21 protein-coding genes and 1 pseudogene are annotated in these 17,555 nt (G+C 59.8%); 12 read left to right on the top strand and 10 right to left on the bottom strand.

What is annotated here, in order from left to right:
• Positions 1-17: 17 nt before the first annotated feature.
• Positions 18-581, top strand: a complete 564-nt coding sequence (locus tag AACY19_RS10480; RefSeq protein WP_339450175.1) for a helix-turn-helix domain-containing protein — start codon at positions 18-20, stop codon at positions 579-581.
• On the top strand, positions 582-1,976 hold the full coding sequence (locus AACY19_RS10485) for an FAD/NAD(P)-binding protein (RefSeq protein ID WP_339450176.1): 1,395 nt from the start codon (positions 582-584) through the stop codon (positions 1,974-1,976).
• A 177-nt stretch (positions 1,977-2,153) separates the two neighbouring features.
• On the opposite strand, the gene ppnN is transcribed toward AACY19_RS10485, so the two are convergent.
• Positions 2,154-3,527: a nucleotide 5'-monophosphate nucleosidase PpnN gene (gene ppnN / locus AACY19_RS10490; protein ID WP_339450177.1), complete on the bottom strand. Its 1,374-nt coding sequence runs from the start codon at positions 3,525-3,527 to the stop codon at positions 2,154-2,156.
• A gap of 223 nt (positions 3,528-3,750) precedes the next feature.
• On the opposite strand from ppnN, the gene AACY19_RS10495 reads away from it, so the two are divergent.
• Positions 3,751-4,278, top strand: coding sequence for a DUF3087 family protein (locus AACY19_RS10495; protein ID WP_339450178.1), 528 nt, complete (start codon positions 3,751-3,753; stop codon positions 4,276-4,278).
• Here AACY19_RS10495 and AACY19_RS10500 read toward each other — a convergent pair whose 3' ends face one another.
• Together AACY19_RS10500 and AACY19_RS10505 are read right to left on the bottom strand one after the other, a co-directional pair.
• Positions 4,279-4,662: a DUF2784 domain-containing protein gene (locus AACY19_RS10500; protein WP_339450179.1), complete on the bottom strand. Its 384-nt coding sequence runs from the start codon at positions 4,660-4,662 to the stop codon at positions 4,279-4,281.
• Between the two features lie 52 nt (positions 4,663-4,714).
• Positions 4,715-4,876 (bottom strand): annotated as a pseudogene (locus AACY19_RS10505) (sensor domain-containing diguanylate cyclase); the annotation flags it as partial.
• A gap of 252 nt (positions 4,877-5,128) precedes the next feature.
• Here AACY19_RS10505 and AACY19_RS10510 point away from each other — a divergent pair.
• Together AACY19_RS10510 and AACY19_RS10515 are read left to right on the top strand one after the other, a co-directional pair.
• On the top strand, positions 5,129-5,827 hold the full coding sequence (locus AACY19_RS10510) for an AzlC family ABC transporter permease (protein WP_339450180.1): 699 nt from the start codon (positions 5,129-5,131) through the stop codon (positions 5,825-5,827).
• Positions 5,827-6,138: an AzlD domain-containing protein gene (locus AACY19_RS10515; protein ID WP_339450385.1), complete on the top strand. Its 312-nt coding sequence runs from the start codon at positions 5,827-5,829 to the stop codon at positions 6,136-6,138. Before AACY19_RS10510 ends, AACY19_RS10515 begins: the two co-directional genes overlap by 1 nt.
• 119 nt (positions 6,139-6,257) lie before the next feature.
• On the opposite strand, the gene AACY19_RS10520 is transcribed toward AACY19_RS10515, so the two are convergent.
• Both AACY19_RS10520 and AACY19_RS10525 read right to left on the bottom strand, forming a co-directional pair.
• Entirely contained in the window at positions 6,258-6,530 is a 273-nt protein-coding gene (locus tag AACY19_RS10520) for a hypothetical protein (RefSeq protein WP_339450181.1), read from the bottom strand.
• A gap of 266 nt (positions 6,531-6,796) precedes the next feature.
• Positions 6,797-7,477, bottom strand: a complete 681-nt coding sequence (locus AACY19_RS10525) for an SOS response-associated peptidase (protein WP_339450182.1) — start codon at positions 7,475-7,477, stop codon at positions 6,797-6,799.
• A gap of 289 nt (positions 7,478-7,766) precedes the next feature.
• Between AACY19_RS10525 and AACY19_RS10530 the strand changes: the two genes are divergently transcribed.
• Positions 7,767-8,666 (top strand): polysaccharide deacetylase family protein, encoded by a 900-nt coding sequence (locus AACY19_RS10530; protein ID WP_339450183.1) that lies wholly within the window; start codon positions 7,767-7,769, stop codon positions 8,664-8,666.
• A 111-nt stretch (positions 8,667-8,777) separates the two neighbouring features.
• Entirely contained in the window at positions 8,778-9,020 is a 243-nt protein-coding gene (locus tag AACY19_RS10535) for a DUF1652 domain-containing protein (protein WP_339450184.1), read from the top strand.
• 3 nt (positions 9,021-9,023) lie between these two features.
• Here the strand turns inward: AACY19_RS10535 and AACY19_RS10540 are convergent, their stop codons facing one another.
• A complete protein-coding gene (locus AACY19_RS10540) occupies positions 9,024-9,386 on the bottom strand; it encodes an NUDIX hydrolase (protein ID WP_339450185.1) in 363 nt (120 codons plus the stop codon).
• Between the two features lie 221 nt (positions 9,387-9,607).
• Between AACY19_RS10540 and AACY19_RS10545 the strand changes: the two genes are divergently transcribed.
• Positions 9,608-9,805 (top strand): DUF2188 domain-containing protein, encoded by a 198-nt coding sequence (locus tag AACY19_RS10545; RefSeq protein WP_339450186.1) that lies wholly within the window; start codon positions 9,608-9,610, stop codon positions 9,803-9,805.
• A gap of 70 nt (positions 9,806-9,875) precedes the next feature.
• Here AACY19_RS10545 and AACY19_RS10550 read toward each other — a convergent pair whose 3' ends face one another.
• Entirely contained in the window at positions 9,876-10,115 is a 240-nt protein-coding gene (locus AACY19_RS10550) for a hypothetical protein (RefSeq protein WP_065259780.1), read from the bottom strand.
• A gap of 186 nt (positions 10,116-10,301) precedes the next feature.
• Here AACY19_RS10550 and AACY19_RS10555 point away from each other — a divergent pair, with 186 nt between their 5' ends.
• Complete coding sequence (locus tag AACY19_RS10555; RefSeq protein WP_339450187.1) at positions 10,302-10,637, top strand: hypothetical protein; 336 nt, start codon at positions 10,302-10,304, stop codon at positions 10,635-10,637.
• A 75-nt stretch (positions 10,638-10,712) separates the two neighbouring features.
• Here the strand turns inward: AACY19_RS10555 and AACY19_RS10560 are convergent, their stop codons facing one another.
• Entirely contained in the window at positions 10,713-11,261 is a 549-nt protein-coding gene (locus tag AACY19_RS10560) for an RrF2 family transcriptional regulator (protein ID WP_339450188.1), read from the bottom strand.
• A gap of 292 nt (positions 11,262-11,553) precedes the next feature.
• On the opposite strand from AACY19_RS10560, the gene AACY19_RS10565 reads away from it, so the two are divergent.
• Positions 11,554-12,759 (top strand): NAD(P)/FAD-dependent oxidoreductase, encoded by a 1,206-nt coding sequence (locus AACY19_RS10565; RefSeq protein WP_339450189.1) that lies wholly within the window; start codon positions 11,554-11,556, stop codon positions 12,757-12,759.
• Between the two features lie 97 nt (positions 12,760-12,856).
• Here the strand turns inward: AACY19_RS10565 and AACY19_RS10570 are convergent, their stop codons facing one another.
• Positions 12,857-13,756 carry a LysR substrate-binding domain-containing protein gene (locus AACY19_RS10570; RefSeq protein WP_339450190.1) on the bottom strand — a complete coding sequence of 300 codons (900 nt, stop codon included), beginning with the start codon at positions 13,754-13,756 and terminating at the stop codon, positions 12,857-12,859.
• A 118-nt stretch (positions 13,757-13,874) separates the two neighbouring features.
• On the opposite strand from AACY19_RS10570, the gene AACY19_RS10575 reads away from it, so the two are divergent.
• On the top strand, positions 13,875-15,242 hold the full coding sequence (locus AACY19_RS10575; RefSeq protein WP_339450191.1) for an MFS transporter: 1,368 nt from the start codon (positions 13,875-13,877) through the stop codon (positions 15,240-15,242).
• A 30-nt stretch (positions 15,243-15,272) separates the two neighbouring features.
• Positions 15,273-16,547: a glucarate dehydratase family protein gene (locus AACY19_RS10580; protein WP_339450192.1), complete on the top strand. Its 1,275-nt coding sequence runs from the start codon at positions 15,273-15,275 to the stop codon at positions 16,545-16,547.
• Positions 16,548-16,660: 113 nt separating this feature from the next.
• Here AACY19_RS10580 and AACY19_RS10585 read toward each other — a convergent pair whose 3' ends face one another.
• Positions 16,661-17,545: a LysR substrate-binding domain-containing protein gene (locus AACY19_RS10585; RefSeq protein WP_339450193.1), complete on the bottom strand. Its 885-nt coding sequence runs from the start codon at positions 17,543-17,545 to the stop codon at positions 16,661-16,663.
• Between the last annotated feature and the right edge of the window lie 10 nt (positions 17,546-17,555).

A 17,555-nucleotide genomic window follows, 5' to 3' on the forward strand; every position in this document is an offset into this window, starting at 1 on the left:
ATCGAGTGAGCAATATAGTGCACAAAGATTCCAGCCAACGGGCGTCCGTCCTGCAACACGTCAGCCAGAATGTTCGACGTTTGCGTCATGCCTGCGACATGAGCCAGACCGCCCTCGCGGAAAAGTCCGGCGTCAGCCGGCGCATGCTGGTGGCCATCGAGGCGGGCGAGAAGAACGTCAGCCTGACCACTCTGGATCGCGTGGCCGAAGCGCTGGATGTGGCCTTCAGTGATTTGATCCAGGCGCCGGATGCCCGTGATCCCAGCCGTATCAACGAAGTGGCTTGGGCGGGAACGATTCCTGGCAGCAAAGCCGTATTGCTGTCGAAGGCCACCGCAACCCGCGAGGTGGAACAATGGGAATGGTGCCTGCAACCGGGCGAGGTCTATCCCTCGCAAGCGGACGCCGAGGGCTGGAGCGAGCAGATTTTTGTCTTTGAGGGTTGCCTGACGCTGATGCTTGGCGATCAGCCGCAGCGCATCGGCACCGGGGAGTTTTTCATGTTTGCCAGTGATCAGCCGCATTCCTATCGCAACGATGGCGATGTTGCCGCGCGGTTCGTGCGTAATGTGGTGATTTGAATGATGCGCACGGCAGATATTCTGATTATTGGCGGCGGCCTCAGCGGGACGATGCTCGCGCTGCAACTGTTGCGTCATCCCGGTCAGCGAAAAATCCTCATCATCGAGCCGCGCCCTGAGTTGGGCCGTGGCGAGGCCTACAGTGCGGTGGAGTTGGGCCATACGCTCAACGGCAATGCCGCGCGGATGAGCGTTGATCCGGATAATCCTGGTGATTTGACGCAATGGCTGACCGAGCATATTGCCGCCGGCGGCTGGCCGGAATCGGCCGAGCAGGATGTTCCCGTCAGTGAGTTGTTCCCGCCGCGAGGGCTGTTCGGCACGTATGTGCAGCAGCGGCTGGCCGAAGCGCGGAGCATTGGCGCGCAACACGGTTCAAGCGTTGAACATGTGGTTGCCGAGGTCGTCGATTTGCAGGTTGATGGCGACGGTGCGTCGCTCACGTTGAACGACGGCCAACGGTTGCGCGGTGCTCGCGCGGTGCTCGCCACCGGAATGTTCCCTGCCGCGCGAACCCCGCAGAAATCCTCCAGCGGCCTCAACGCCGCCGCGCTCGATCCTTGGGATGTCGCGGCCATGCGTCGACTCGATCCGCAGTCGACGGTGCTGATCATCGGTTCCGGGCTGACCATGGTAGATGCCGTGGTGTCGCTGGAGCAGGCGGGGCATCGCGGGCCCATCGAGGTGTTTTCACGGCACGGTCTGCTGCCCCACGTGCGCCGGCAGCCGCCGGCCTGGGCGGATTTCCTCGGTGAGGATCAGCGTATCCGCACGCCGCGACAGTTGCTGCACGAGTTACGTCGACAATGCCGCGACGCCATCGCACAGGGCATCGACTGGCAGGCGCCGCTGGACACTGTTCGCGTGCATATCGCGCGCTTATGGAGCCAGGCGACTGACGTGCAGCGTCGACAATTCGTCCGGCATGTGCGGCCTTGGTGGGAGAGCCACCACCACCGTTCGCCCCCGTTGAGTGCAGCGTTGGTCGAGCGCCTGCATAAAGAAGGACGGTTGCGTATTCAGGCCGCCTCGTTCAAAGGCCTTGAACCGGCTGCCGAGGGGAGCGTAGGGATTCGCATCCGTCATCGGGGTGAGATGGCAAGCTGCGTGGTTCACGGTGCGGCGTTGATCAATTCCAGCGGCATTGAATATGACTGGCGGCGGGTGGCGCGTCCGTTGCCGCAGCAATTGCTGGCGCGTGGCTTGATCAAACCGGGGCCTTTGGCGTTGGGGATTGCAGCGGCGGTGGATGGCGCCGTGCTGGATGCGCAGGGGTGTGCGGCCGAGCGCTTGTTCGTTATGGGGCCGCCATTGCGCGGGATGTGGTGGGAGAGTACGGCGGTGACGGATGTGGCGTTGCAGGCGAAGGCGTTGGCGTTACGGCTCTTGGACTGAGGTTGTTTGCCCTGACTTTTTCGCGAGCAAGCCCGCGCCCACATTCTGAAATGCAGTCCAGGTGTGGGAGCGGGCTTGTTTGCGAAGAGGCCATCTGATTCAACATCGCTGTTGACCGGCAGGTCGCTGGCGCTGGCAAGCCAGCGCTCACGGGTTTTGGGTGTGGGCTGGTAATGCTTACGCCACCACTCGATAGCACGGCACATACGCCGCGCCGCCGGGCAGTTTCATCCGGTGCTGGGCGACGAAGGCTTTGAGCAGGGCGTCGAGCGGTTGCATGATCGCCGCGTCGCCACGGATCTGGTACGGCCCGTGCTCTTCGATCAGGCGTATGCCCTTGTCCTTGACGTTGCCGGCGACGATGCCCGAGAACGCTCGGCGCAGGTTCGCTGCCAGTTCATGGGGTGGCTGGTCGCGGTGCAGTTTCAGGTTGGCCATGTTTTCGTGGGTCGGATCGAACGGTCGCTGGAAGCCTTCGTCGATCTTCAACAGCCAGTTGAAATGGAATGCGTCGTTGCGTTCGCGGCGGAACTGCTTCACCGCTTTCAGTCCCTGAGTCATCTGCCGCGCGACTTCCGCCGGGTCGTCGATGATGATTTCGTAATGCTGCTTGGCGTCTTCGCCAAGGGTCGCGATCACGAAGGCGTCGAGCTGCTCCAGATACGGCGCCGCATGTTTCGGCCCGGTGAGGATCACCGGGAACGGCAGGCCGGCGTTGTCCGGGTGCATCAGGATGCCGAGCAGGTAGAGGAACTCTTCCGCCGTACCGGCACCGCCCGGGAAGATGATGATGCCGTGGCCCACGCGCACAAAGGCTTCAAGGCGTTTCTCGATGTCCGGCAGGATCACCAGTTCGTTGACGATCGGGTTCGGCGCTTCGGCGGCGATGATCCCGGGTTCCGTCAAGCCGAGGTAGCGACCGCCGTGAATTCTTTGCTTGGCGTGGGCGATGGTTGCGCCTTTCATCGGGCCCTTCATCACGCCGGGGCCGCAACCGGTGCAGATGTCGAGGCTGCGCAGGCCCAGTTCGTGACCGACTTTCTTGGTGTATTTGTATTCTTCGGTGTTGATCGAGTGACCGCCCCAGCAGACGACGATCTTCGGTTCGACGCCCGGACGCAGGGTGCGGGCATTTCGCAGCAGGTGGAAGACGTAGTCGCTGATGCCTTGCGAGGTGCTCAGGTCGATGCGCTGGCTGTCGAGTTCGTTTTCGGTGTAGACGATGTCGCGCAGGGCGCTGAAGAGCATCTCGCGGGTGCTGGCGATCATCTCGCCGTCGACGAAGGCGTCGGCCGGAGCGTTCAACAGCTCCAGGCGAACGCCGCGATCCTGTTGATGAATGCGGATTTCGAAGTCCTTGTAGGCTTCGAGGATGGTTTTGGCGTTATCGACATGGGCGCCGGTGTTGAGAATGGCCAGGGCGCACTGGCGGAAGAGGGTGTAGGTGCTGCCTGAGCCGGCTTCGCTCAGTTGCTGAACTTCACGTTGAGAGAGGGTTTCCAGGCTGCCTTTCGGACTGACCGAGGCGTTGATTACGTGTCGTTGGGTCATGCAATGATCCTTAAAACGATGCCATCACGAAGCTGGGCAATGGCATCCGAATAGTGTGTATCCATGAATGAAGATGGCACGATCTGCGCTGTACCGCCATGTCCCCGTTGGACGCTGAAGAGATGAAAAGGAGCTCCAGCATAGCTAAATCGCCGACCGATGCGATAATGCGCCGGCCGGTTTTTTCAGTTGCCCTGTTTGTCACCCAAGGAAGTCATTCGTAATGTTCGAGATTCAGCCGATGGACGCCGCCACTTTTCGCCAACAGACCCGGCGCAGCACGATCATCATTGCCGTGCTGTTCCTGGTGCTGGCGATGTTGTTGTCTTCCCTGGCGGTGGCGCTGTTCGGCGAACCGGGTGGCGATAACCTGCGCTTCAACGTCGGCGGGGTCTTCGTGGCGTTCCTGGTGACGGCGGGGTTGTTGCGCGGGCGTTTCTGGCATCAGACGTGGATGGCGCCGGCGGTGTACAGCTGGCGGCTCAAGCGCAGCCTGATGAGCATCACCAATGTGATGCATCAGGTGACGGCGGGGGTGGAGCGCGATGACCAGACGGCGATGAAGGTTTTGCGCTTCTACCATCTGGGCCTGATGCAAATGCATGAACTGGATGGCAACTCCAGTGATCACACACAACTGTGGCGAGAAGTTCAGGACCACAAAGAGCGAATGCAGGCGGTGGGTCTGGACACCGAGCAGACGCGCCTTGATCCGGTCTGGCTGGAAGGCCTGAAGCAGGCGCCGCGCTGATCAGGTGTGTGCAGCGGCCCGGCGCAGTCTCCAGGCGCGGATCAGACGTGCGTAGACCAGCAGGTTGACCGCCAGCACCACGCTGCCGAGGGCTAACTGGATCTGCGGAGTCAGCCCCGCCGGGTAAATGATCGGCCAGATGTAATGCTCGATAAAACCGCCAGCGTACTCGGTCTGCCCGGCGGCGTGGCGCATGAGGTTTTCCCAATAGGTCAGCGGGCAAGTCAGGTGCAACACTTCGACCGCCACGCCCCACGCAGCGGCAGGCAAATGCAGCCACAGCAGCCGTGGCCACTTGAGCACCAGCAGCCCGCCGAACAGCACGAACACGATAAATGACAGATGGAACAGTACCAGCCCGTCGGCTGCGATTCGGTACAGCATGTCGTCTCCCTGACGTGATTGCGAATGGCGCTATGTTACGCCCGTCGGGGGCTTAAAGCTCAGTGCGAAAGTCGGCATATTCGGCGCGCATCCGTCCATTGTGCTTGGCCTGATAGAGCAACTTGTCGACCCGTTCGACAAACGCCAGCGGCTCACTGCCGGCGCTCGCCTGCGTGGTGCCGACTCCCAGACTGACGCTGACCGGCGACGACACGATTCGCCACGGGATGGCTTTGGTTGATTCCAGCAGGGTCTTGTAAACGTCGCGGTCGATGTCACTGATGGCGGGCGCGGTCTCGTCGGCAAAAATGCAGGGCCCGCATGTTGCTAGCATCGACGCGTGGCAAGCGCCACGCCGATGAGCGGCGGTGTTGTAACGATTTCCGCCAACTGCGCAAGATTGTTCAAGCCAGGGATGCACGGTTACTGGCAGAGTTCTGGGCTGTTTCCTCGGTTGAAGAGCGATATGTCTGACTCAGTTATGCCGCGCAGTGCGTTCCTTCGGGGCGCTGTGGCGATCATGCCGTTATCTCTGGCGACGGCGCCGTGGGGGCTGCTGGCCGGTTCCATGGCGATAGAGGCCAACCTCACGCCGCTGCAAGGGCAGGGGTTGTCGAGCATCGTGTTTGCCGGTGCCGCGCAATTGGTCGCGATTGGCATGCTCAAGGGCGGCGCGGGGATTTTCTCTATTCTGCTGACCACGCTGCTGCTGACCTCGCAACATTTGCTGTACGGGATGAGCCTGCGTTCGGTGATCTCGCCGCTGCCCGGCCGTTGGCGGCTTGGCTTGGGCTTTTTGCTGACGGATGAACTGTTCGCGCTGACCAGCCAGCATGATCGCCAGCAGTTCAACCGCTGGTATGCGTTGGGCGTCGGCCTGACGTTCTACATTGCCTGGAACCTGTTTACCCTGGTCGGCATTGTCCTCGGCAGCAGCATCCCGGGACTTGAACACCTGGGCCTGGACTTCTCGATTGCGGCGACCTTCATTGCCTTGATTACCCCCGTGGTGCGCAACGTGCCAACGGTCGTGTGCGTGGCCGTGTCGCTGTTCTGCTCGGTGCTGTTCAGCTATTGGCAGTGGGGCTCGGCCCTGGTCTTGTCGGGGCTGGCGGGGATGACCGCCGGGTTTATCTGCAACAAGCTGTATCGGGGGCGCACATGATCGTCTGGGCAGTGATTTTCGGTATGGGGATTCTGGTATTTCTCAACCGTTACGTGTTTCTCGAGCCGCGTTTGCCGCTGCGCTTGAGCAGCAATACGCGGCAATTTCTCGGTTTTGCGGTGCCGGGGATGCTGACGGCGATTTGCGGACCGATTGTGTTCATGCCCGACAAACAACTGAACCTGCAATGGGACAACCCGTACCTGCTGAGTTCGCTGGTGGCGATTGCCTTGGTGCTTTACACGCGCAGTACGCTACTGAGCATGTTATTGAGCATGGCGTTCTTCTTTTTACTGCGCGGGTGGCTGTAAATAGTCTGGCGGAAACTGTTCTACGCTGTAAGGAGGATAACTGTCTGCCAACAGCGAGGTGCACATGGCGAGCGAAAAAGATCCCGCACAAGCCCCGCATGCGGGGCTTGTGCGGTGTTTCAGAGGTCTTCGATCTGCGTGAAATCGGGGTGGGAAGCCCGATATCCCAAGGTTCGGTCGATCCAGGCATTCAGCTCGTTGACCATGACCGGCGGATGGCCGGGATAGGCTTCGAGGGTGGTGCGCAGAATGTGATCGATGTCGGGCACGGAACGCAGATTTCGGGTCTTGATGTAGTGGCCGATAAAACAGTCGAGTTCAAAGCGTTCTGTCGAGGACAGATAAATACACTCCAGGCCACGGACCTGTTTGATTGCAAAATCGTCGCGCAACTTATTTCTCTGCAAGGCTGTAAAAGTTGTAGGGAATTCCTGGTTTTTTGACTCTTTGGTCAACTGGTATGCCAATTGGAAATGCGGCGCGCATGCTATCCGTAGTGCCTCTAAATGTATGTATGACGATTGAAGTGTCAGACAAGCGGTTAAGTCGCTCAAACGACTGTTTTACAAACGGTGTCTCGCGCATGAAACACCGTTTGTAACGACAGCGATGCAGTGCGCGAGGGCATGCGGTTCTAACGCTTGCGGGCGGCACTTGCTTAGCCGATTTTTTCAATCAATTGCGCCCCCTGATTGCGTGAGTTGCCCACCGCTTTACCGACTCTGTGCCATTCGAATGCCTCGGTGGGTTCACTTTCCCACAGCAGTATCTGCTCGGCGCGCTCCGGCGGTGTCGCCGGATCAAGCCATTCGCGCACCAGTTTTGGGCAGAGCACTACGGGTCGGCGATCATGAATATCGAGCATTCCACCCACGCTGTCGGCGGTGATGATGACGAAGCCGTCGTCGTCGCGAGGCGCGCTGCCCGGCGTCGGAAACTGGCCGATGGCCGCGCAGAAAACCGGCTGCTGATCAGCCCGACGAATCAGCCACGGTTGGCGGGTTTTATCCTCGCCGTCGACCCACTCAAACCAGTTGTCCACCGGCACGATCAGCCGATGACGCCAGATCGCCCGAAAAAACGCGCCGTGGGCGACTTTCTCCACCCGCGCATTGATCGGCGGCGGGCGATCCTTGGCCCAGTGGGGGCGCCAGCCCCACCGCAGGGTGTCGGCGTACACACGTTGTTCATGCTGATGCAGCACGGCCAAGACTGTGGTGGGCGCCGCGTTGTAGCGATTGAGCGGCGCGTCGCCGACGTGATTGATCAGCGCGTCGGGAATGCTCAGCACCGCGACGAAGTCGTGAATGCCGTGATACTGCGTGAGTCTTCCGCACATCGGCCGAACCTCCACTGGGGCTGGTTTTCAGCTTAGTCGCTTGCGCCAGCCAGTCTTGCGCGTCCTGACCGGTGCACGTCATGGCGTGAGGTCAGCCGCGTTTTTTCATGGTGGCGGGGATTAGCGACGGCTCATTTCAGCAGGCATTGCCACACTGAACGAGCGCCGGAACCAAACCCTGTGTACCTTATCCAACCTCGGCTCGCGGATCGGAGCGCTGGGATGGATAGGGGCGAGGGAGTTTTGCCAATCGACAACATGACGGCTGCGGTCGGGTTCAAGGCAAAACATGAAATCGGCATTCAAGCTTGTGTGTCTGGCGGTCATCTCTCTGGGGTTGGCGGGGTGCATCGCTGCGCCCATCGCACTGACCGAGCAAACCCAACATCGCCTCAAGGCCCAGGCTCCGGTGCGGTTCCTCCTGACGTTTGATGATGGCCCCAGCGCTTCCAGCTTCTGGAATCCGTCGGCGACCGTGCTCGACAGCCTCAAGGACAATCCGCTGCAACCCGACATCAAAGCAGTGTTTTTCGTGCAGACCCGTGCGCCAAGAGCGGGCAACAGCGAGACAGGTCGCAGCATCATGCGCCGCGAATACGCGCAAGGGCATGTGCTCGGCTTCCACACGGCCACCCACGGGCACACCAATCACCGCTCCCTTGATCCCGAGGCGCTCGAAGCGTCATTGATCAAGGGTTCTGCAGACATTGCGGCCATTACCGGCGCACCGCCAACCTTGCTGCGTCCGCCGTTCTGGAACTACGACAAGCGCACGTTCGCCGCTTATCAGCGACATGGCTTGCATGTGCTGTTGACGGATCTGAGCGCCAATGACGGCAAGATCTGGGGTTTCAACGCCAGCCCGCGTCGGCGCGCAAACCTGCTGCGCCAGTTGTCCGAGGTGCGCGAGCGTATTGCGCTTGGCGAATTTCCCACCGTGGACGGGGTGATTCCAGTGGTCGTGACCTTCCATGATCTCAACCGCTACACCGCGCGGCATACCCGCGAGTACCTGCAGATCCTTCTGGACAGTGCGGCGGCGACGGGAGTGAAACTGGCGGCCAAGCCGTTCTATGACGATCACGCCGCACTGGAGAAAGCCGCACTCGCGCGCACCGTTCAGCAAAGCTCGGACCCGGTTGAACTGCCGGGCATCTGGAACTGGATCTGGGACCGTGACGCCCACTGAAGACGTTCTCGGGAGTTGTGATCCAGTTGGCAATTTTGTCTCGGGCGAGGCACAAATAGCTGATCTATGCTCTATGGATTGATCGATCCATCGCCTGCGAGGCGTCCGTCCATGCTTGCCCTCAACGAGATTTGCCGCATCGTCGAGTCCGGCTTTCCTGCGTTTAAATGCGAATGCATTGCGACGACGCAGGGGTTGCTGCAAATCAAGGTCTACGCGCCCGACAGCGGGCGCGTTGAATTGCTGCTCAACGGCGTTTCCCCGGAACACCTCGTCACGATCCGTGATATCTCCAACTTCATTGGCGAATTGCGCACTGAGATAAGCGCAGGTCGCAGAGCCTTCGCGGGTTAGGTCTCACAAGCGCCGCTGAAATGCTTTGACGATATGCAGCGTAGCTTCGCTGGTGCGCAGATTGTGCACCGTGTCGATCGGGTGCCAGATGCATTCGCTGATCTCGTTTTGCGGGCGCATTTGCTCCAGGTCTTCCACTGCCGCCTCGTAGACATGATGCCGCGTGCTGCCCGATTGCAGTTCCATCAAATACAGCACGTCGTTGGCGTCCAGTCCGGTTTCTTCGTGCAATTCGCGCACAGCAGCGTTCGCTCGGGATTCCCCGCGCTCGATCTTGCCGCCGGGCAATGTCCAGCGGCATTGGGGTTTACGGACCAGGAGGATGTGGCGATCCTGTTCGCAAATAACGGTGGCGCGTACTTTCATCTGTTACCTGTTTACTGCTTGTCACAAAAATGAAATGAAACTGCAATATTCGAGCCGAGCCCGGATTCAAAGGTTCCCTGAGATGTGGAGCGTCGATAGAGGGAAAAAGTGCCAGCACTTTGGCGCTCAGCCTGCGCGACACCCGGTCGGCACAACAGTGGGAGCAGGGTGTAAGGTAAAAGCGTGAAGCTGAATAACCGTTGGTGAACAGGAGGTACCCCATGAGCATTGCGATGATCAGCAAGATGCACATGAACGGCTATGACGTGCTCAGCGTGAACAACGGCCCGTGGCGGGTTTGCACGCAGGGTGACCGGTTAGCGTCGTTTGGTAGCAGAGAAGAGGCGCTGGCCTATGCCGCAACGCTTCCCGGCTACAAAAAACGCTCGTCGCGCGCACAAAGTCACAACGCCAGCTAGCTGGCCGAAAGGAAAAAGCCCCTGCTATGTAGGCGGGGGCTTTTTGTTTGGGGGCGCGATTGCGCCGCAATCAGTGGACTTTGGTGCGACTGATGGCGCGGGCTTTCACTTCCCTGGCATACAGTTGCAGACGTTCCTCGTCGCTTTGCAGGACCTCACAGGATCTCAGCACGGTTTGCGCGTCTGCCTCGTTGCCGGACTTGCGCAGCTGTTCGGCGATGCGCTTGAGGTCGACTGCCGACCATCTCAGATCCGATGCGACACTTTGCAGGTCGCGCTGAAGTTCGTGTTCGTATTCATTGAGCCGCATGATCACCTCCAGAACATTCTCGGTAGAAAAGAGTAGTCGCATTTTTCGTCATCGGTGCAAGCGGCGTCTGTCACGGGACTGAACGGATGTGAAAAATTGTCCAATCCCCGCTAACGGCGCGGTGCCACGATGGATGTCCACACAGTTACGCGGTACATTCGCTTTTTTTCAGCACAGGGCAACATCATGCGGATTTGGATAGGGAGCCTGGCGTTGACCATGTTGGCGGGTTGCTCATTGCCGGCGTCACTGGTACCGGGGGAACCGAATGTCAGCAAGACCAGCGGCAAGCCACCCAAGGACTATGCCGCGTGTGTATTACCGTTGTGGCAGCAGGACATTCCCAAGGCGACGCAGATTTCGATTTCCAACGGTTATCGCATCACCGCGCCGAGCATCATCACTGCCGACGAGATTCTCGATATCATCAAATACAAGGACGGCAGCCGGGTTTCGCTGTACCAGGGGCCGCCGTGGGCCAAGTCCGCCGCACTGCGCAAATCGGTGCGTGACTGCCTGTAACGATGTCTGCACATGCAAAAAGCAGAAACCGGATCAACGGTTTCTGCTTTTTTTTCGCCTGCGGTTTGCAGTCGCTCAGCTGGAAATGTCGGTCAGCGGAATCGTGCCGATATTGCCCTTTTTCTCGCGTCGATCCGCAATCCAGTCTTCCACCTGCTGACCGAATTGCGCAGGTGCCTTGCGCCCGACCTTTCTCGCGATATCGAGGATGGTTTGCTGGGCGAGGGCTTCTTCCATGCGCTGTTGCGCCGTCATCATCGCGGCATGGATCGAGCAGGTGCCCTCGATGGCCCATTGCGGCGGATTGCCTTCAAACAGGGCGCAACGTCCACGAATGTCCCGGCATTCGAAAATCTTCTTGCGCCCGTCGATGGCGTTGACGATGTCGAGCAGGGTGATTTCATCCGCCGGCCGCGCCAGGCTGAAACCGCCGCGCACGCCTTCACTGGCGACCACCAGCTTGCCTTTCGCCAGTTTGGTGAAGATCTTCGCCAGATACTCCACGGGAACGCCCTGCAATTCGGCCAGATCCCGCACGCTGGCCTCGCGGCTGTCACCGCCGCTGCCGACCAGAAACGCCAGGCAATGAATGCCGTATTCGACCCCAGCACTGTAAAGAGACATAAGTAAGTCCGACTTGATTTGTCGCCAATATTAGCAGCCAAGCTACGTTTTCAGCAATCGACGTCATTTATCTGAGCGCGGCGGAAACGCCATGGAAAGACGGATTTCATGACGTTCATCGCTGATTTTTTACCTTTTTAATATCGATAAAGCCGATCAAATCTATCGGATTATCTGACTTGTTGGATTTATATCCGACCAATACAGTCGGCGCTATGAGAGTGCGGGCACACAGCTTCGGCGCACTTCAATCATCCTCTTTCAACAGCTTGGCGTTTTCAGGAGAGACACAATGAAGCAGCAGATATTGGTTATCGGGGCCGGGTTTGGTGGTATGTGGTCGGCGTTGAGCGCTACACGCCTGATCGATCTTCATGGACGTGACGACGTTGAAATCAGCGTTCTCGCACCGCAGGCCGAGTTGCGCGTGCGTCCGCGTTTCTATGAGCCGAACGCTCATCAACTGGCCGCACCGCTGCATGAACTGTTCGAAGTGGTCGGCGTTCACTTCATCAAGGGGGTTGCCGAGACCATCGACGTCGCGGCAAAAACCGTTGGCTACACCGATGCTGCCGGGCAGAAGCAGGTGTTTCACTACAGCAAACTGGTACTGGCAAGCGGTAGCGGTCTGGCGCAGTCGGCCACGCCGGGTGTGGTTCAGCACGCTTTTGACGTGGATCAGATGGAAGCGGCGATTCGCCTGGAAACCCATCTGAAATCCTTGAAGGATCTTCCGTCGAGCCCGGCGCGCAACACGGTGGTGGTGGCGGGGGGTGGTTTTACCGGCATCGAGACGGCGACTGAAATGCCAGGGCGTCTGCGCGAGATTCTCGGGAACGAGGCTGCCATCAAGGTAATTATCGTTGATCGCGGGCAGACAATCGGCGCTTCCATGGGCGAAGAAATCAGCCAATCCATCATCGCGGCCAGCGGAGAGCTGGGCGTCGAGTGGGTTCTGGGGGTGTCGGTCCAGTCGGTCGATGGCAGCGGTGTGACGCTGTCGGACGGTCAGCACATCGACGCGAAAACCGTGGTCTGGACCACCGGTGTGCGCGCCAGCTCGCTGACCGGGCAAATCCCCGCCGAGCGCGATCATCAAGGGCGCCTGCACGTCGATGCGCACCTCAAGGTTATCGGTCAGGACGACATCTTTGCCACCGGCGACGTCGCCCGTGCCGCCTCGGATGATCTCGGCCATTTCGCCCTGATGACCTGTCAGCACGCGATCTCCCTCGGGCGGCACGCTGGCAATAACGTCGCCGCGCAGATTCTCGGTGTCGATCCGACGCCGTACAGCCAGCCCAAATACGTGACGTGCCTGGACCTCGGCGGCTGGGGCGCGGTGTACAGCGAAGGCTGGGATCGTCAGGTGAAACTGGTCAGGCAGGAGGCCAAAACCCTCAAGACCCAGATCAACACCCAGTGGATTTACCCGCCGGCGGCTGATCGTGAGCGCGCGCTGGCGGCGGCTGACCCGATGATCCCCGTGGTTGCGTGATTCGCGGCATCGCGAACAGGCCTGGCTCGGTTGACTCCAAAAAGCCTGGCCAGCCTGCTCGCGAAGGCGCTGAAACGCCGGTCAGCACGATAACGCCTCAGCCCCAACCCTCCGCCACCGCCCGGCGAATTGCCTCCAGCAACATCGCAAACGCCGGGTTGTCGTTGTTCTCGCGCCAGATCAGATGCAGTTCGCTCTGCACCCCTTCACCCAGATCGATATTGCGAAACATCACGTTTTTGAACACCACGCTGGTCGCGCAACGCGGCACCAGCGCCAGGCCCATCCCGGCATTGACCAATGCCAGAATCGTCAGTGAAGAGCCCAGCCATTGCACATAATCCGGCGCGACCCGCGCCGAGCGCAGCATGCCGGTCAACAGTTCGTTGAACGGCGGATAGGCTGCGTGGGAATACATCAGGAACGGCTGTTTATCCAGATCACTGACCGCCACTTCTGTCGCTGTCGCCAATGGATGGCTGCTCGGCACGGCCAGCACAAACGGTTCACGCACCAGGCATTCGGTGGCGTAGCCCGGTTCCAGCAGCGGCGCGCGGGCGATGCCCAGATCGATGCGGCGGGCGCGCAGGGCTTCGTGTTGCTGGTAGGTGTTCATTTCCGACAGGTCGATTTTCACCTGCGGCTGTTTCAGTCGCGCTTCGGCGATGACCTTGGGCAAAAACTCGTACACCGCACTGCCGACAAAACTGATGTTCACCGAACCGATATCGCCCTCGGCAAACCGCCGGGCGGTCACTGCCGCTTGCTGGGCGCGTTCGAGCAGGTTCTGGGCTTCGATGAAGAAGGCTCGGCCCGCAGCGGTGAGCGCAACGCTGCGAGTGCTGCGGGTAAACAGCTCGACGCCGAGGTGATGTTCGAGCAACTGGATCTGCCGGCTCAGCGGTGGCTGCGTCATGTTCAGGCGTTCGGCGGCGCGACGGAAGTTGAGTTCAGTGGCGACGGTAGTGAAGCAGCGCAATTGGGTCAGTTCGAACATTGATCTAATCCAGGTATCAATCGAATGCCAAGTTAGATTAGACGGGATCAATGATCGCCGTCCATGATCGGTCCATCGCTTTCCGCCATCCCTAAAAAAACAAGATCGGGAGTCGCCCTTGAAAACCCTCCAGAGTCCACTGGATGTCACGGTTCTCGCCCGTGCCGCCGCCAAGGTCAAGCGCCACGTGCTGCCGCTGTTCGTGGTGATGTTCATCGTCAACTACATCGATCGGGTCAACATCGGTTTTGTGCGCAGTCACCTGGAAACCGATCTGGGCATCGGCGCGGCGGCTTATGGCCTCGGTGCCGGTTTGTTCTTTGTTGGCTACGCCCTGTTCGAGGTGCCGTCCAATATGCTTCTGCAGCGTTACGGCGCGCGGATCTGGCTGACCCGCATCATGTTCACCTGGGGCGCGGCAGCCATGGCCATGGCGTTCGTCAGAGGTGAAACCAGTTTCTATGTGCTGCGCTTTATTCTGGGCGCCGCTGAAGCAGGATTTTTTCCGGGGATCATTTACTACTTTACGCAATGGCTGCCGGCCTCCGAGCGCGGCAAGACCATGGCGGTGTTTCTCAGCGGCTCGGCGATTGCCTCGGTGATCTCCGGCCCGGTGTCCGGTGCGTTGCTGCATATCAGTGGTTTGGGGTTGCACGGCTGGCAGTGGATGTTCCTGATTGAAGGCGCCGCCTCGGTGGTGCTCTGCGCCTTTGTCTGGTTCTGGTTGCAGTCCCATCCGCGTCAGGCCAAGTGGCTGACCGAAGAGGAACGAGAAGCGCTGGTCGGCGCCATTGCCGAGGAGCAGCGGGCCCGTGAAGCGGTGCAGGTCGCTAAACCGTCAATGTTCAAGCTGTTGGCGGATCGGCAGATTGCGCTGTTCTGCTTCATCTACTTCTCGATTGCCCTGACCATTTACGGCGCGACATTCTGGCTGCCGAGCATGATCAAGAAGATGGGCAACCTCGGCGACTTTCAGGTCGGTCTGCTCAATTCGATTCCGTGGATCATTTCGATTGTCGCCATGTACGGCTTTGCGGCGATGGCCGGCAAGTGGAAATTTCAGCAGGCCTGGGTCGCCCTGACGCTGGTCATCGCAGCCATCGGCATGTTCATGTCGACCACCGGTGGGCCGATTTTCGCCTTCGTTGCCATCTGTTTTGCCGCCATCGGTTTCAAGGCTGCCTCGGCGCTGTTCTGGCCGATTCCGCAAAGCTATCTGGATGGGCGCATCGCCGCTGCGGTGATCGCCTTGATCAACTCCATCGGCAACCTGGGTGGCTTCGTTGCGCCGACTGCCTTCGGTTTTCTCGAACAAACCACTGGCTCCATTGAGGGCGGCCTGTATGGCTTGGCGGCGACATCGTTGATCGCGGCTGTGGTGATCTTCTTCGCCCGCACTGCGCCAGGCGCCAAGGGTAAAACCCCGGCAAAGCCCGATGACGACACCGCCGTTGTCGCGACGGTCAGCCCGGCCGCGAGCCATTGAATTGATTGTTGATCTGTCAGGAGCGTTATCTTGAAAATCACCCGTGTCACCGTGACCCCGATTGCCTTTCGCGATCCGCCGCTGCTCAACGCCAGTGGCATCCATGAACCCTTTGCCCTGCGCTCGATCATCGAGATCGAAAGCGACAACGGTTACATCGGCCTCGGTGAAAGCTATGGCGATGCCCCGGCGCTGGCGATCCAGCAGCAGTTGCAGGGGCAACTGATCGGCCTTGATCCGTTCAACCTCAACCAGTTGCGCGCCATCGTTCAGGCCACCGTCGCGGCGAACAAGCCGGCCAGCCTAGCGGGTGCCGAACTGGCGCCCGGTTCCCACGCCAGCAAAGCGGTGAGCAATGCCTATTCGGCGTTCGAGGTGGCGTTCCTCGATTTACAGGCGCATTACCTGAACGTGCCGTTGGTGGATCTGCTCGGCGGCGCGATTCGCGACGAGGTGCCGTTCAGCGCCTACCTGTTTTTCAAATATGCGCAGCATGTCGATTCGCCGTACAAGCCGGACAACTGGGGCGAGGCGCTCAGCGAGCAGCAGATCGTTGCCCAGGCCGCACGGATGATCGAGGCCTATGGATTCAAGAGCGTCAAACTCAAGGCCGGGACGTTGCCGCCAGAGCATGAAGTGGCGTGCATCAAGGCTTTGAAAAAAGCCTTTCCCGGTTACCCGTTGCGCATCGATCCGAACGGCAACTGGTCACTGGAAACCTCGATTCGCATGGCCGAACTGCTGGGCGATGACCTGCAGTATTACGAAGACCCGACCCCGGGCCTCGACGGCATGGCCCAATTGCACAGACGCACCGGGCTGCCGCTGGCGACCAATATGGTAGTCACCGATTTCGATGAGTTCCGCCGCAGCGTGGCGCAGAACAGCGTGCAGATTGTCCTCGCCGACCACCATTACTGGGGCGGCCTGCGCGACACGCAGACGCTGGCAAAGATGTGCGATGTGTTCGGCGTGGGGGTGTCGATGCACTCCAATTCACACCTGGGGATCAGCTTGATGGCGATGGCGCATGTTGCAGCGGCGGTGCCGAATCTGGATTACGCCTGCGACACCCATTACCCGTGGCAAGAGCCGGATGAAGAAGTGATCAAGGGCGGCAAGCTGCCGATTGTCGAGGGCTGCGTGAAGATCACTCGGGCGCCGGGGCTTGGGTTGGAGCTGGATCATGATCAGTTGGGCAAGCTGCACGATCAGTACCTGACGTGCGGGATTCGTCAGCGCGATGATGTGCGGCAGATGCAGCGCTATAAACCGGACTGGAAGGCGGTCAAGCCAAGGTTTTGAGGTTGCCTGTGCTGGCTTTTTCGCGAGCAGGCTCGCTCCCACACAGGATTGGTGAACGCCGCCGATCAAAATGTGGGAGCGAGCCTGCTCGCGAATGGCGGCGATTCAATCCTTCAAAGTGTATGAATCAGCCAATCCCGAAACGCTTTGAGCGACGGCAAATTCTCATTGCGCGGTGGATACACCAGGTAATAGCTGCGCCGACTGGTAATCGGCTCGCCCAGTTGCAGCAACTCACCGCCCAGCAACTCATCCTCCACCAGAATCCTCGGCACCAACCCCACGCCAATGTTCGCCCGCACTGCCTGAATCAAGTGCGAGGTCATTTCAAAACTCGGCCCGATGCGCATGCTGCGGTGTGGCAAGCCGTGATGGCTGAACCATTCTGCCCAGGCCTGCGCATTGCTGCTGACATTGAGCAGCAGTTGTCCGGCGATGTGCGCTTGGGCGTCTTCGCGCTCGGCAGCGGATAGCTGCGCACTGGCGATCACCACCAGTTCTTCGGTGTGCAAGGGCAGGGCGCTCAACCCCGGCCACTCACCGCCACCTACACAAATCGCCGCATCGATTTCGCTGGTATCGAAGTCGATGGCTTCGATGCGCGAATGCAAGTGCACGGTCATGCCCGGGTGCGCGGTGTAGAAATCCTTGAGGCGCGGCAGCAGCCATTTCGAGCCAAAGGTCGGCAGCGTCGCCAGGCGCAAACTGTGGATGCCAGAACCAAACGCCATGGCCTGCAAGGTGGCACTGCGAATCTGCCCCAAGGCCTCCGCCAGTTCGCGCTGATACATGCGTCCGACATCGGTCAGCACCACTTGCCGGCCTTCGCGAGTGAACAAACGCATGCCGAGCATTTTCTCGAGAATCTGCACCTGACGGCTGACCGCGCTTTGCGTCAGCGACAACTCGTGGGCGGCGCGGGTGTAGCTTTCGTGGCGCGCAGCGGCCTCGAAGGCCAGCAATAACGACATGGAGGGTGTGAGCGTGCGCGGATTCATTCGTAAAAGT

The sequence above is a fragment of the Pseudomonas sp. EA_5y_Pfl2_R50 genome (assembly GCF_963970475.1).
Classification (GTDB): domain Bacteria; phylum Pseudomonadota; class Gammaproteobacteria; order Pseudomonadales; family Pseudomonadaceae; genus Aquipseudomonas.

What these genes read in the sequence shown, in the direction of transcription:
- AACY19_RS10485 (WP_339450176.1), top strand. Translation starts at nt 582, where the DNA reads ATGATGCGCACGGCAGATATTCTGATTATTGGCGGCGGCCTCAGCGGG.
- ppnN (WP_339450177.1), bottom strand. Translation starts at nt 3,527, where the DNA reads ATGACCCAACGACACGTAATCAACGCCTCGGTCAGTCCGAAAGGCAGC.
- AACY19_RS10495 (WP_339450178.1), top strand. Translation starts at nt 3,751, where the DNA reads ATGTTCGAGATTCAGCCGATGGACGCCGCCACTTTTCGCCAACAGACC.
- AACY19_RS10500 (WP_339450179.1), bottom strand. Translation starts at nt 4,662, where the DNA reads ATGCTGTACCGAATCGCAGCCGACGGGCTGGTACTGTTCCATCTGTCA.
- AACY19_RS10510 (WP_339450180.1), top strand. Translation starts at nt 5,129, where the DNA reads ATGTCTGACTCAGTTATGCCGCGCAGTGCGTTCCTTCGGGGCGCTGTG.
- AACY19_RS10525 (WP_339450182.1), bottom strand. Translation starts at nt 7,477, where the DNA reads ATGTGCGGAAGACTCACGCAGTATCACGGCATTCACGACTTCGTCGCG.
- AACY19_RS10530 (WP_339450183.1), top strand. Translation starts at nt 7,767, where the DNA reads ATGAAATCGGCATTCAAGCTTGTGTGTCTGGCGGTCATCTCTCTGGGG.
- AACY19_RS10535 (WP_339450184.1), top strand. Translation starts at nt 8,778, where the DNA reads ATGCTTGCCCTCAACGAGATTTGCCGCATCGTCGAGTCCGGCTTTCCT.
- AACY19_RS10540 (WP_339450185.1), bottom strand. Translation starts at nt 9,386, where the DNA reads ATGAAAGTACGCGCCACCGTTATTTGCGAACAGGATCGCCACATCCTC.
- AACY19_RS10545 (WP_339450186.1), top strand. Translation starts at nt 9,608, where the DNA reads ATGAGCATTGCGATGATCAGCAAGATGCACATGAACGGCTATGACGTG.
- AACY19_RS10550 (WP_065259780.1), bottom strand. Translation starts at nt 10,115, where the DNA reads ATGCGGCTCAATGAATACGAACACGAACTTCAGCGCGACCTGCAAAGT.
- AACY19_RS10555 (WP_339450187.1), top strand. Translation starts at nt 10,302, where the DNA reads ATGCGGATTTGGATAGGGAGCCTGGCGTTGACCATGTTGGCGGGTTGC.
- AACY19_RS10560 (WP_339450188.1), bottom strand. Translation starts at nt 11,261, where the DNA reads ATGTCTCTTTACAGTGCTGGGGTCGAATACGGCATTCATTGCCTGGCG.
- AACY19_RS10565 (WP_339450189.1), top strand. Translation starts at nt 11,554, where the DNA reads ATGAAGCAGCAGATATTGGTTATCGGGGCCGGGTTTGGTGGTATGTGG.
- AACY19_RS10570 (WP_339450190.1), bottom strand. Translation starts at nt 13,756, where the DNA reads ATGTTCGAACTGACCCAATTGCGCTGCTTCACTACCGTCGCCACTGAA.
- AACY19_RS10585 (WP_339450193.1), bottom strand. Translation starts at nt 17,545, where the DNA reads ATGAATCCGCGCACGCTCACACCCTCCATGTCGTTATTGCTGGCCTTC.